Annotated in this window: 14 protein-coding genes, 1 other RNA gene and 1 pseudogene; 9 read left to right on the top strand and 7 right to left on the bottom strand. The window is 41.0% G+C overall.

From position 1 onward, the window contains the following. Window positions 1–24: 24 nt before the first annotated feature. Window positions 25–438, bottom strand: a complete 414-nt coding sequence (locus Q4550_RS18790) for an acyl-CoA thioesterase (RefSeq protein ID WP_303535222.1) — start codon at window positions 436–438, stop codon at window positions 25–27. Between the two features lie 209 nt (window positions 439–647). Here Q4550_RS18790 and Q4550_RS18785 point away from each other — a divergent pair, with 209 nt between their 5' ends. Beyond that, window positions 648–1,070 carry a VOC family protein gene (locus tag Q4550_RS18785; protein WP_303535221.1) on the top strand — a complete coding sequence of 141 codons (423 nt, stop codon included), beginning with the start codon at window positions 648–650 and terminating at the stop codon, window positions 1,068–1,070. A 143-nt stretch (window positions 1,071–1,213) separates the two neighbouring features. Here Q4550_RS18785 and Q4550_RS18780 read toward each other — a convergent pair whose 3' ends face one another. Next, window positions 1,214–2,194 (bottom strand): nuclease-related domain-containing protein, encoded by a 981-nt coding sequence (locus tag Q4550_RS18780; protein WP_303535310.1) that lies wholly within the window; start codon window positions 2,192–2,194, stop codon window positions 1,214–1,216. A gap of 134 nt (window positions 2,195–2,328) precedes the next feature. Beyond that, on the bottom strand, window positions 2,329–4,023 hold the full coding sequence (gene ilvD, locus Q4550_RS18775; RefSeq protein ID WP_303535220.1) for a dihydroxy-acid dehydratase: 1,695 nt from the start codon (window positions 4,021–4,023) through the stop codon (window positions 2,329–2,331). Window positions 4,024–4,598: 575 nt separating this feature from the next. Between ilvD and Q4550_RS18770 the strand changes: the two genes are divergently transcribed. Further along, window positions 4,599–5,060 carry an SRPBCC family protein gene (locus tag Q4550_RS18770; protein ID WP_283153628.1) on the top strand — a complete coding sequence of 154 codons (462 nt, stop codon included), beginning with the start codon at window positions 4,599–4,601 and terminating at the stop codon, window positions 5,058–5,060. An 11-nt stretch (window positions 5,061–5,071) separates the two neighbouring features. Beyond that, window positions 5,072–5,491, top strand: coding sequence for an SRPBCC family protein (locus tag Q4550_RS18765; RefSeq protein ID WP_303535218.1), 420 nt, complete (start codon window positions 5,072–5,074; stop codon window positions 5,489–5,491). Between the two features lie 56 nt (window positions 5,492–5,547). Here the strand turns inward: Q4550_RS18765 and Q4550_RS18760 are convergent, their stop codons facing one another. After that, window positions 5,548–5,706, bottom strand: coding sequence for a DUF1540 domain-containing protein (locus Q4550_RS18760; protein ID WP_283153626.1), 159 nt, complete (start codon window positions 5,704–5,706; stop codon window positions 5,548–5,550). Window positions 5,707–5,877: 171 nt separating this feature from the next. On the opposite strand from Q4550_RS18760, the gene Q4550_RS18755 reads away from it, so the two are divergent. Together Q4550_RS18755 and Q4550_RS18750 are read left to right on the top strand one after the other, a co-directional pair. Next, the gene (locus tag Q4550_RS18755; protein ID WP_303535216.1) at window positions 5,878–7,080 is read left to right on the top strand and encodes an MFS transporter; all 1,203 of its coding nucleotides are present in this window, start codon (window positions 5,878–5,880) and stop codon (window positions 7,078–7,080) included. An 89-nt stretch (window positions 7,081–7,169) separates the two neighbouring features. Next, complete coding sequence (locus tag Q4550_RS18750) at window positions 7,170–7,712, top strand: DUF6944 family repetitive protein (RefSeq protein ID WP_283153624.1); 543 nt, start codon at window positions 7,170–7,172, stop codon at window positions 7,710–7,712. Between the two features lie 40 nt (window positions 7,713–7,752). On the opposite strand, the gene Q4550_RS18745 is transcribed toward Q4550_RS18750, so the two are convergent. Further along, entirely contained in the window at window positions 7,753–8,304 is a 552-nt protein-coding gene (locus tag Q4550_RS18745) for a DJ-1/PfpI family protein (RefSeq protein ID WP_226615226.1), read from the bottom strand. A 184-nt stretch (window positions 8,305–8,488) separates the two neighbouring features. Here Q4550_RS18745 and Q4550_RS18740 point away from each other — a divergent pair, with 184 nt between their 5' ends. The 4 genes and pseudogenes from Q4550_RS18740 (at window position 8,489) to Q4550_RS18725 (ending at window position 11,119) form a co-directional block, all read left to right on the top strand. Then, window positions 8,489–9,367 carry a LysR family transcriptional regulator gene (locus Q4550_RS18740; protein ID WP_283153623.1) on the top strand — a complete coding sequence of 293 codons (879 nt, stop codon included), beginning with the start codon at window positions 8,489–8,491 and terminating at the stop codon, window positions 9,365–9,367. A 116-nt stretch (window positions 9,368–9,483) separates the two neighbouring features. Further along, window positions 9,484–9,907: pseudogene (locus tag Q4550_RS18735) on the top strand (carboxymuconolactone decarboxylase family protein). A gap of 172 nt (window positions 9,908–10,079) precedes the next feature. Further along, window positions 10,080–10,619 (top strand): PadR family transcriptional regulator, encoded by a 540-nt coding sequence (locus tag Q4550_RS18730; RefSeq protein ID WP_303535213.1) that lies wholly within the window; start codon window positions 10,080–10,082, stop codon window positions 10,617–10,619. A gap of 14 nt (window positions 10,620–10,633) precedes the next feature. Next, on the top strand, window positions 10,634–11,119 hold the full coding sequence (locus tag Q4550_RS18725) for a DUF4188 domain-containing protein (RefSeq protein ID WP_194218801.1): 486 nt from the start codon (window positions 10,634–10,636) through the stop codon (window positions 11,117–11,119). Between the two features lie 87 nt (window positions 11,120–11,206). On the opposite strand, the gene ssrA is transcribed toward Q4550_RS18725, so the two are convergent. Then, window positions 11,207–11,565: a transfer-messenger RNA gene (gene ssrA, locus Q4550_RS18720) on the bottom strand. Window positions 11,566–11,665: 100 nt separating this feature from the next. Beyond that, window positions 11,666–12,133, bottom strand: coding sequence for an SsrA-binding protein SmpB (gene smpB, locus Q4550_RS18715; RefSeq protein WP_194218797.1), 468 nt, complete (start codon window positions 12,131–12,133; stop codon window positions 11,666–11,668). Between the last annotated feature and the right edge of the window lies 1 nt (window position 12,134).

Raw genomic sequence — 12,134 nt, 5'->3', positions numbered from 1 at the left:
TTTTATGAAAAGCCACTAGCGAAGTTACTCGCTAGTGGCTTTTTGAGTTGTGTAAAGATGTGCTTCAAGCTGATTTCGTATGTCATCTGGTATTGGCATGCTTTTTTGTTGATCAAAATGGTAGTTCACATACGTGGCCGATCCTGTTACACAAACTTTTTCTTTCTGATGAATTTCCTCATAAACCTCAAAACTCGTTCGCCCCATTCTCTTGATCCAAGTGTATACAGTTATCGGCGTTCCGTAATAGAGTTGGGATATGTATGTCACATTCATTTTTAGAAGGACGCAGTGCCAATCATGAAAGGTTAAATCTGGATTAAACAATCGAAAAATCGGATCTCGACCAGATTCAAACCACACTGGAATGACTGTATTATTAATATGTCCTGCTCCATCTGTTTCTGAGACCCTTGGATCAATTAATTTCTGATACATAGAGCACCTCCTATTGTTTTACTAATTCGCTCTGAAAAGCCACTCTTCCTTTCTCTAAAAGAGCGTGAGTTTTCTTTCATATGCCCTACGAAAAACCCTCGATGAATTGTGACACTTCGTGACGAACGAATGTTCTTTAGTATTTCTCGTCATAACGTTATACTAGATCTAGATAGACAAGCGACCTCATTTAAAGGAGAGTGAAGACTATGAAGCACCACCCGATTCCTTATTTCACATTTGAAGGCACAGCGCGAGAGGCTTTGGCATACTACGAAGAAATCTTCGAAGGCGAAATAACCGATCTCCAAACGTTCGGAGAAGCAGACTTCGAAACACCACCAGAAATGGACAATTACATCATGCACGCACGATTCAAAAAAGATAAGCTCTTTTTCATGGTATCGGATACTTTTTTGAATCAAAACGTAACTGTAGGTAATAACATCTCTCTTGCCCTCGAACTGGATAGCGCTGAAGAAATTGAGTCGCTCTATGCGCGCTTGAAAGAAAAAGGCACCGTTTATATGGAGCTTCAGGATACCTTCTGGGGAGCGACATTTGCGAAGGTTAAAGATGCCTATGGAGTGATTTGGGATCTTAACTTTGAGAAATCCGGGTCTTCTCAATAGTAATGGGGTCCTCCACGTGTGTGGGGGGCTTTTTTTGTGGTTGTTTGGTGGAGGAAATCCAGTTAATTCCGCGATCTTCTGGATAATTCCGCGAAATTCGATTTTATTCCGCGAAAACACGTATTATTTCCGCGGAAATTCAATTAATTCCGCGAAACATCAAAAAACCGAAAATCTAACTTATAGCGTCTTCCTTTTGTGTATCCAGTTGACTCCATTTTTAAAGATTTTAATAAACGAGTAGCAGCATCTCCGGAATCCATCTTCAAAAACCATCTCGCCTCCTGATTCGTAATCTCTCTAGACACAAGTAACGCATAGTCTTGAAGCGCTCTTAAGTGGGCATCACGCGAATAAGCACGACACCTCTCGCAATACCATCTACCGTGCAGCCTCCTCATAGCCAGGCGAGCACACTCTGGACAAGTTACACCAACTAACAAGTCTTCCCGAGAGATTGAAAATCGCTTCAGTACAGCTCGGTCAAGCGGCTCATGTAGTTTAACAAGATTACGCCCCAGCTTTCGTACTTCTTTCATCGTTAAACATAATTCCCCATATCGTTGATCCAGTGACTTCACTTTTGTAGGCAGGTACTCACTTCGAATAACTTTTGAAGAAATGAATTGAACCGCCTCGGTCGCTTTTATTACTGCTCTTCGGTTAGCGATGACAATAAGCGTTTCAATAGGTACTTCTGGGATATTCATTTTTTGAAGTAAAGCGCGAAGTTGGGAACGCTGACGTTCCACCTGAGTGAGGGGATTTGGGAAGGCTTCTTCTTTCGTGTCAGAAATGCGTATTAATTGATTGAATGTAGGATCAAAATGAAGAATTCCTGAAATGTTTTTCACTTCAAGAACCAGAAGATAGTGCTGGCTGATTACAAGCGTATCTATTTGAAAATGATGAACACCGTCAGAAATACGCAAGTCATGATAGATTGAAAACCGCTTATCGTCTAAAAAACTTAGAGGGAAATCAATGGATTTCTCACCTGATATTCCTGCTTGGTACATGGAAGGTTGCTCTTTCACTTCTTCAAAGCGTAGATGATGAGAAGGGAGGCGATCCAATAAGGTACTTAATTTGTGGAGATGTAGCGGGGGATCGTGTTCTTTCATTATCAAATGGGTACTCACTCCTCTAGCTTTTATTTTACCTATACAAATTCATTCTCCGCCGCTCAATCATTTCCTTTGCTGAATAAAATGAAAAAGCCAGCTTCTTCATACAGAAGAAAGCTGGCTTTTTCATTTTATTCAATATCCAAATCCGTTACGGCACCTTTTGCGGATGAGGAAACGAGTCTTGCATATTTACCGAGAATACCTGTCTTATATCGAAGCTCAGGTCGTACCCATTCTGCACGGCGACGCTGTAGTTCTTCGTCTGTCACATCAAAATTAATTTGTTGCTTATCACTATCGATGGTAATGGTGTCGCCTTCTTTTAAGAGGCCAATCGGTCCACCAACAAATGCCTCTGGAGATACGTGGCCGATAACGAAACCGTGCGATCCACCTGAGAAGCGACCGTCTGTCATAAGCGCTACCTTACCATTCAACCCTTTCCCAACAATCATGGAAGTAATGGATAGCATTTCCGGCATTCCTGGTCCGCCTTTAGGACCTACATTACGAATAACGAGAACGTCACCTTCTTTAATATCATCCGCTTCGATTGCTGCAGTTGCTTCTGCTTCGTTATTATAAACGCGAGCTGGTCCTGCAAAATGGCTAATCTTTTGACCGGACATTTTTGCAACAGAACCTTCAGGAGCTAGATTACCTCGAAGTACAACAAGTGGTCCGCTTGCTTTAATCGGATCATTTAAAGAACGGATAATTTCTTGTCCTTCTTTTAGCGATGGGGCTTCGGCCAAGTTTTCTGCGACTGTTTTTCCAGTCACTGTGAGGCAATCTCCGTGAAGCAAGCCATGCTCATGAAGAAGCTTCATGACGGCAGGTACGCCGCCAATCTCATAAAGGTCTTGCATCACATATTTGCCGCTCGGCTTCATATCCGCGATGTACGGAACACGTTCGCGAACGCGTTCGAAATCATCCAATGATAAGTCCACACCAGCTGAGTGAGCCATTGCCGTTAGATGCAAGAAGGCATTAGTTGAACCACCGAGGGCCATTACGACTGTGATCGCATTCTCAAATGCTTCTTTAGTCATAATGTCACGAGGGTAGATATCTTTTTCAAGAAGTGAAACCACCAGTTCCCCCGCCTGACGACATTCAGATTCTTTGTAATCATTTACTGCTGGTGTTGAAGATGATCCCGGGATACTCATTCCAAGTGCTTCAACTGCAGATGCCATTGTATTTGCGGTATACATTCCTCCACATGCTCCTGCTCCAGGACATGCAGAGCATTCGACTTTGTGCAACTCTTCATCGTTAATCGTACCAGCTTGGTATTGGCCAACCGCTTCAAATGAAGAAACTATGTCGATATCATTTCCATTAAGTTTACCTGGTTGGATGGTTCCTCCGTATACATAAACGGACGGAATGTTCATACGACCAATAGCCATTAAACAGCCAGGTGTTGTTTTGTCACAGCCGCCAATGGCTACAATTCCATCAAGTCGTTCAGCATTTGTGACCGTTTCAATCGAGTCAGCGATAATCTCACGACTTGGGAGAGAATAAAACATTCCTTCATGCCCCATCGCAATTCCATCAGAAACGGTAATTGTGTTAAAGATCATTGGCGCGCCGCCGTTATCCTTAGCACCCGCTTTCGCCTCACGCGCAAGAGAGTCAATATGTACATTACACGGCGTAACTTCACTCCACGTACTCGCTACACCAATCATTGGTTTTTTGAAATCTTCATCCGTAAACCCTACAGCTCGAAGCATCGAGCGGTTTGGCACTCGGTTAACCCCTTCACTGATGACTTTACTTCTGATTCGTAGGTCCTTTTTGCCTTCCATTCTAATCACCCTTCCAAATCGCAAATATAATTAGATAATTAATTCAATTCCAAATTTATATTCTTTGATGATACTAGTTTTCATGCTTTAACGCAAACAAATATCAGAAATTTCTTATAAACATTTGACAACAAAGTAAATATTCCATTCATTACCTGTCATTTTCACTTGTTCGCTTGGTTAGAATACGTTACGATTGGCCACTTATTTATGTTACCTTATAGTCACATTTTGGAGTGCTGAGATGAACAAAGAAGAAGAACTATCGATCACATTCAAAGCATTAACGCACCTCATTCGAAGAGAGATTTTGGACTTGCTTAATAACGGTCCAAAACAATGGGTGAAATAAGTAAGGCTTCCGCTAATATAAGTCGCTATGCAGTTATGAAACATCTCACTATACTTGCAGAAGCCAACCTCGTGCTTGTTCGCCGCAAAGGAAGACAGCGGCTGAATTTTTTAAACGCAATCTCGCTACAAAATATGGCTGATCGGTGGATGAATTATGTTCAATCAAACGTTGCTTCCTCTTTATTAACATTACAATCAACTATTGAAAGGGCAATACTCAAATGGAGAACGAATTTAAGCTAAATACGTTTCAAATTGAACATGAAGTGCGCATTGAAGCACCGATCGAACAAATCTTTACTTCATTGACAGATGACATTAACTCCTGGTGGGCATATCGCTTATGTGGAGAAGACTCAACACTTTCATTTGAAAATGAAATAGCGGGGCGATTTATAGAGAAGGGAAAAAACAGTCAGGCTCTTTGGGGTACCATCACTTATCTACATGCACCATATGAAATTTGCTTAAATGGCCTTCTTGGCATGACTGGTGCTGTTACGAGTGCTTACGCATATACACTAAAAGAAGATCGTGGGGCAACGCTCCTCTCCCTTTCTCATCAAGCATCAGGTGTACTTGATCCTAACTGGCATTCCGCTTATGAGGAAGGGTGGAAAGAGTTGCTTGGGACATTCCTTAAAAATTATGTAGAGCAAGGGAAAAGATACAATGAAAACTAAAAAAAATCGAAGTGAAAACAAGTATTTTGATTGAGCGGACACCTGAAGTTGTTTTTAACTACATCGCAAATTTCGAGAACAATCCAAATTGGCAAAGCGGTATGGTTTCGGCTACGTTTACCAATGGAGAATTGAGAAAAGGGGCGACATATGATCAAGTAGCTAAATTTCTCGGAAAAGAAATCAAAACCACTTTTATTGTTCGTCAATTCAATCCGTACCACAAAATTCAAATCGAAAGCGTTGATAGTACGTTTCCGATTAAAGTCACAAGAGAAGTCCAAGTTGCAGGTGACGGTTGTGTCGTTAAGGCTTTCGTCGAAGGAAATCCAGGAACACTTTTTTCACTCGCTCGTCCTGTTCTGAGTAAATTGGTGCAGCGCTCCATTGAGAAAGACTATGCTCGTTTAAAACAACTATTAGAAGCGTAAACGAGAAGCCGCCCTCGCTTGAGGACGGCTTTTTTTATGGTAACGCCTCAAAGAGTTTAAAGGGTACCAGGCTCAAATGTTTTACAATCCGTTTCTTCACTATTGCTTGCTTGATTTCCTTTATGACTGACAACGTAGATTTCGTCTGCTCCACACTGCTTACCATTTCGGTTGTGGACACAATTTGCTACCTCGCACAATACATCCATAGCCATTCCCTTCACCTCCTTCTTTCTAGCATAAACAAAATAGGCTGAAGGCATACCGAACGGATTATATTAGGTCCTTAACCATTCCTTAGCATTAAAACTTTCTTCGAATTCCGTAATTTATGTTTACCGCTCATGGTATGATATTAGAAACTAAAGAAGATCGAGGTCAAAATGATGTGGCAGAACAAAAATGTCTGGATTTTATTAATTGGTGAATTTGTAGCTGGACTCGGCTTATGGCTCGGTATTATTGGCAACTTAGAATTTATGCAAGAGAAAGTGCCTTCTGATTTTATGAAAGCTGTCATACTTGCGATCGGACTTCTTGCTGGTGTAGCGATTGGCCCCTATGCAGGACGAGTGACCGATCAAGTGAAAAAGAAGACGGTGATGATCGTAGCTGGACTTGCACGAGCCATTAGCGTGATCTTTATGTTAGTGGCTCTTCAAACGGGGTCCGTTCTCTGGATGGTTGTTTTTCTCATTCTTATTCAGACCGCTGCGGCTTTTTACTTTCCTGCTCTCCAAGCAGCCATTCCACTTGTCGTGAAAGAAAAAGAGCTCCTGCAAATGAACGGGATTCATATGAATGTCGCTACACTTTCAAGAGTACTGGGTACAGCTATTGCCGGAATCTTTCTTGCGATCATGTCTTTATCGACTATGTATATTCTTTCTTTAGGAGCCTACCTTTTACTTGTAATCTTTACGCTTTTTCTTGCGATCGATGAACCGACCGTCTCTGTTTCGCATCGATCAAAAGCAGAAAGTGGCTTCAAGCATTTGTTTCCAATTATTAAACAGCTGCCCATTGTGACAATGACACTAATTATGACGATGGTTCCTCTTTTGTTTATTGGTGGTTTTAATTTGCTTGTTATTAGTATTAGTGAGCTTCAAGATAATCCTCTCATCAAAAGTTGGATTTACACCGCTGAAGGTCTTTCCTTCATGATCGGTGCTTTCGCAGTCAAAAGGCTTTCTAGGAAACAATCACCATACACAATTTTATTTCTTTTTTCATTTATTATTGGACTCTCTCAACTGCTGCTCTTTTTCGCAAACAGCCCGATTCTTTCCGTTGTAGCATTTGCGGTATTCGGTTTCTCAGTCGGCTGCTTCTTTCCAACAGCTGCTACCATTTTCCAAACGAGGGTACCTAAAGAATATCACGGTCGTTTCTTCTCATTCCGTAACATGCTTGATCGCATCATTTTTCAAGTTGTACTCCTATTAACGGGATTGATGCTTGATTTGATCGGGCTTCAAATGATGTCTGTCATCTTTGGTATAATGTCGATGGCGATCACAGCTATTTTCTTTTTTAAATATCGCCAGAACGTCTATGTTAAGCCTTTGAATGTTGATGTGAGTTAGTTTCCCATCAAATCCTCCCGTTTGATTAACCTATTTTGCTATTTTGTATAGAATACAATAGGGCGACTTTTGAAGAAGGCGATCACATCATGAACAATGAAGTAAAAGGTGTTTTTGGATCATGGGTACAGGCAATTGGAACGATCTTAGCCGCTATTGGAAGTACACCTATAAAAGAAATCCCCTCATCAATACTTGATAGTTTAAATCTTATTGGAAATGTGATGCAGGGAACAGGAAACGCTCTAATCGCTGATACGATTACTCCCCCTTCATTAGACAAGATTGGCAATCAGCTTCAGGCAATTGGGAATTCGACGGTTGTGACAGGGATTCTGATTGATTTTGATGATCGAGTGAAGCAAATACTGAATATTGATGGAAACTGGCTCCAAGCTCTCGGTGGAGGGGTATCTCTTGCAGATGCATTAGAAGGAGAAGTCTCGGCTTCAGCATTGTATAGCATTTATGGGAACTTCCTTCAGGCGGTCGGCAATTCGCTTCAAGCGATTTCAGGAATTAAAGAGCTCAACAATGAAGATGCAACAAATATTAATGTCGTAGGAAGCTGGATTCAAGCGGTTGGGTCTGTTATTTCAGCTATTGGCCAAACGAAATATCCTTCCTCTTAAAGAACCCCCTGATCTCTCAATCAGGGGGTTACGTGTATCATTATTTTAATAAACGGAGAAATTCTTTCATGAATCCTGGTAAATCTGGCCATGCCTGCCCTGAGACGAGATTATCACGCGTATGGACCTTTTCATCAATGTATGTAGCGCCACATGCGGTTACATCTGGTTTACAAGCTGGATACGCGGTATACTCGCGATCTTTCATAATATCAGGAACCACATTAAGAACCTGTGCCGCATGACAAATTGCACCTACTGGTTTATTTTCCTCAAAGAAATGTCTTACGATGCCAGGTACGCTCTCATCCATTCGAATGTATTCTGGTGCTCGTCCGCCTGGAATAATTAAACCATCGTACTCTGCCGGCTTGATTTCTGCAAACGCTACATGTGATTCAATTCCATAGGCTTGCTTCTCAACAAACGTTTCCATTTCATCTGTAAAGTCGTGGCATACCGTTTGTAGTTTTTTAGCGGTAGGGGATGCGATCGTCACGTCAAAACCTTCCTCTAGACAGCGATAGTAAGGGTAGAAAATCTCAAGCGCTTCAACAGCATCACCGGAAATGATTAATACTTTTTTACTCAAAACGAGCACCTCCATAAGATATTTGATTGCCTTCTTCCTTACCCCTCTTTTCTACATATGTAACAGCTCTCGTAAAAAATAGGTCTAGAATCCCCGTCTATGGTTGAATTCACAGATCATTTGCGACTACAATAAACCATAATGCATTTCTCATTCTGATGGGAATAGAGACAGGAGCTTCCATATGGACATTAAGCAGTTAGCCTATTTCGTTGAAGTTGCGAAGCAAAAAAGCTTTACGAAAGCCTCACACTCGCTCTACATCTCTCAGCCTACTTTAAGTAAAATGGTGAAAAGTTTAGAAGCCGAGTTAGATGTTGAACTACTCGATCGCTCGGCACGATCGAGCGAACTAACCGATGCAGGAAAAATCGTGTATCTTCAAGGTGAAAAAATACTGAATATGGTAGACGATCTTTCTTCTCACTTATATGACATGATGAACTTAAAGAAAGGGCACATTAAAGTTGGTCTCCCGCCACTCATCGGCGCCCTCTACTTCCCAGGTATTTTGAAAGGGTTTCAACAACTTTACCCCGATATTACGATTGAACTAATGGAGCACGGAGCTAACATTGCTCAACAAAAAATCCTTGATGGAGAACTAGATTTTGCAGTCGGCCTCTTACCTGTTAATGAAACAAAATTTGAAACACTTCCGTTCACAAAGGAAGAATTAATGCTTTTTGTGCACAGTTCGCATCCATTCGCCGAAAAAAGTGAGGTCTCAATTAGTGATTTACGTAATGAGCAGATCATTCTATTTAGTGAAGACTTCATGCTACATGATCAGATGATTGAACAGTGTCGCCAAGCAGGTTTTGAGCCTCAAATATCGTATGTTAGTTCTCAATGGGATTTCATTAGCGATATGGTTAGTCACAATTTAGGAATTACGTTCTTCCCTAAATCTATTCTCAGAAAAATCAATCAAGATAATGTGGTCTCTGTCCCAATTGTAAATCCTTCAATACCATGGGACCTCGGAATTATCCTCCGAAAAGAAAAATATATCTCTTACGCATCCCGTGCTTTTATAAACTACATTAAGTCTTCTATCTAGTTGTATATCTTATTCGAATAGACTCTATTTAAAATAGGTATTTCACACAAGAGATTCCGCATGGTATAGTAGGAAACTTTATCTTACTAAAGGATATATTATAGGAGACTTTTACAATGGAAAAAGATCGCCTGCAGCAAGGTCTAGATAAATTAATGGAATACACATTATCATCAAATGACGACATATCAACTCATTTGAAAATCTCAGATGATCTGGAGGAAATTCCTCCTGATGTTGGTAAATATATTATCGAATTTCCTTGAGACATCTACTCTCGTGATGGGTTAACGAATCAGCAAAGAGCACTCGTTACCCTTTCATCACTTGTGACTCAAGGAACAGAACCTCTGCTTGAACTTCACATCAATACCGTACTCACCTCCGGGCTGACGGCATCATAGATCGTGGATCATACAACTCATTCCCTATACAGGCTTTCCACGAGCTCTTAATGCGCTTACGCTTGCCGAAAAAGTGTTTACTCAACGCAACTTGGAAGTTTCAGACCACGAAGAAACCAAAGTAGCATCTGAATAGAAAACCAAACAAGTCGTCCAAAAGGGCGGCTTGTTTTTTAGAGTGTATTTGAACAAGTTGATAGACATAATGCCAACTCTAAATAATAACCAAAATTTAATTTCTATATTTTCAAAAAACATGCTATCATATATCTAATTGATACATATCTTTTAGATATAGGGTGAGAAATATGGAAAAACAATCAAATACGAAATTTGCTATTTTAGGCTTACTAACTACCGGTTGTCGCACTGGCTATTCAATGAAACAAATGATGGATGGTAGCTTGAATCATTTTTGGAAAATCAGCTACGGTCAAATTTATCCGACACTGAAAAGTCTTCTAGATGAAGAACTTATAACGGTCCAAAAACAAAGCGAATCCGGTAAGCCAGACAAAAAGGAATATGAATTAACACAATTGGGATGGGATGCGCTCAAAAAGTGGATGGAAACGCCTGTTGAGGAAGTAGCTTTAGAGAAAAATGAGTTATTGCTTAAGCTATTTTTTAGTCAGCATCAAAGTGATGAAGCAGTCAAAAAGCAATTGGAAAGCTATCTCGCCAAACTCCTCGATCGCTTCAAAACTTATGAAGCCATCGAGGAGATGATTGTAAAAACGTATGGTGATCAAGGGGATGCAAAGTTCTGGCTTATGACTCTTGACTATGGGAAACGAACGACAAAAGCTGCTATTGAATGGGCAAAGGATGCGAAAATAAAGCTCTAGAGGAGGAAATTCAGATGGCAAATCAGGTCTTTAGCGGGCGCTACACGGTGGATAAAGGACAGGACGTTGTAGTATTTCTCATTGGCATGCGAATCAATCAGTGGTGGGCTGTGCATAAATGGCTTCCAGTCTTTCTTGCGATGCCTGGCATGATTCGTGAGCTTAGCACCAATAAACAGTTAGGGTGCCTTTCTATGGAAAACTTCTTTAGTTTCCGTACAACGCTACTTCTTCAATACTGGCGCTCATCTGATGACCTACGCCATTATGCGCATGGTCAAGCTCATTTAAAAGCATGGAAAAACTTCAATCAAAAGATCGGAAATAACCGTGCTGTCGGTATTTATCATGAAACATACGTCCTTCCGAGCTCTCACTATGAAACCCTTTATGGAAATATGCCTGCTTTTGGATTAGGAAAAGCACTCGGCCATGTTGCGGTCACCCCTCAAGCTGATTCTTTTACTAAACGTCTCCAGGGGAAACAAATTAGTCACTAAAAAAAGCGGAGAACGTGAAAGTTCACGTTCTCCGCTTTTTTTTAGTGAAGTGATTTTTTTCAAATAAAAAACCACCAAATATGTATTTGGTGGAGACGGTGGGAGTCGAACCCACGTCCAGAGATATCGGCACTTAAGCTTCTACGAGTGTAGTCGTTATATTAGTGTTTCACTACAATTCTGCCCAACGACAGGCGTCCTTGTAGCTAGTCTGGTTAATCTCTTCCAACTTTCCTCAGACGGTGGATTGTTGGCGTATCCCACTTAAGTTGAGTCCCTTACCCTACCACATGGGCGATGGAGGGGGGAACCGCAAAACAGCTTACGCTGCTAGTGCGAAGTTGTTGTTTTCTTTGCCAGTTATAGGCATGGCGTTTTTAACGTAGCTCGCCAACTCGACTCGCGACTTAAGCTCGACCTATCCCTGTCGAATCCGTAACGTCCCCATATAAGAAATGAGAACCGAAAACGGGAAAGCACTTAAGCTTCATATGTTGTTTCGGTAATAGTTAGTATAACACAGATCAGCTTCCAATCAAATGGAAACTATATCCGCTGACGCTCTTTCAACGCTTTATCCACTTCACGCTTCATCGTTTTATCTTTCAGATCTTGGCGCTTATCGTACTTTTTCTTACCTTTGGCAAGACCTAGAAGTACTTTCGCATAACCATTCTTAATATATACTTTAAGCGGAATAATTGTATAGCCCTGTTCTTTCGTTAAGCCAAGGAGCTTATCAATCTCTTTCCTCTTCATCAATAGCTTACGAGTACGGGTTGGATCGTGATTAAAACGATTTCCCTGCTCATATTCATTGACGTGCATATTGATAAGAAAAATTTCGCCTTTACGAATAATGGCGTGAGAGTCTTTCAGGTTTACGCGTCTTGCCCTGATGGATTTAATTTCAGTTCCCTGTAGAACTAGACCTGCTTCATATGTTTCAATAACAGAATAATCGTGTCTTGCTTTCTTATTTTGTGCAATGAGTCCACCATCACCTTTTGGCATG

It is taken from the genome of Anaerobacillus sp. 1_MG-2023, assembly GCF_030547345.1.
GTDB classification, from domain to species: domain Bacteria; phylum Bacillota; class Bacilli; order Bacillales; family Guptibacillaceae; genus Guptibacillus; species Guptibacillus hwajinpoensis_B.
The sequence above is the reverse complement of the archived record's forward strand: the minus strand, read 5'-3'. Positions and strand labels throughout refer to the sequence as shown.

Excerpts from the sequence above, each read along its gene's own strand:
- Q4550_RS18750 (WP_283153624.1), top strand. The coding sequence starts at position 7,170 with ATGAACAATGAAGTAAAAGGTGTTTTTGGATCATGGGTACAGGCAATT.
- Q4550_RS18770 (WP_283153628.1), top strand. The coding sequence starts at position 4,599 with ATGGAGAACGAATTTAAGCTAAATACGTTTCAAATTGAACATGAAGTG.
- Q4550_RS18755 (WP_303535216.1), top strand. The coding sequence starts at position 5,878 with ATGTGGCAGAACAAAAATGTCTGGATTTTATTAATTGGTGAATTTGTA.
- Q4550_RS18780 (WP_303535310.1), bottom strand. The coding sequence starts at position 2,194 with ATGAAAGAACACGATCCCCCGCTACATCTCCACAAATTAAGTACCTTA.
- Q4550_RS18760 (WP_283153626.1), bottom strand. The coding sequence starts at position 5,706 with ATGGCTATGGATGTATTGTGCGAGGTAGCAAATTGTGTCCACAACCGA.
- Q4550_RS18725 (WP_194218801.1), top strand. The coding sequence starts at position 10,634 with ATGGCAAATCAGGTCTTTAGCGGGCGCTACACGGTGGATAAAGGACAG.
- Q4550_RS18790 (WP_303535222.1), bottom strand. The coding sequence starts at position 438 with ATGTATCAGAAATTAATTGATCCAAGGGTCTCAGAAACAGATGGAGCA.
- Q4550_RS18730 (WP_303535213.1), top strand. The coding sequence starts at position 10,080 with ATGGAAAAACAATCAAATACGAAATTTGCTATTTTAGGCTTACTAACT.
- Q4550_RS18740 (WP_283153623.1), top strand. The coding sequence starts at position 8,489 with ATGGACATTAAGCAGTTAGCCTATTTCGTTGAAGTTGCGAAGCAAAAA.
- smpB (WP_194218797.1), bottom strand. The coding sequence starts at position 12,133 with ATGCCAAAAGGTGATGGTGGACTCATTGCACAAAATAAGAAAGCAAGA.
- ilvD (WP_303535220.1), bottom strand. The coding sequence starts at position 4,023 with ATGGAAGGCAAAAAGGACCTACGAATCAGAAGTAAAGTCATCAGTGAA.
- Q4550_RS18785 (WP_303535221.1), top strand. The coding sequence starts at position 648 with ATGAAGCACCACCCGATTCCTTATTTCACATTTGAAGGCACAGCGCGA.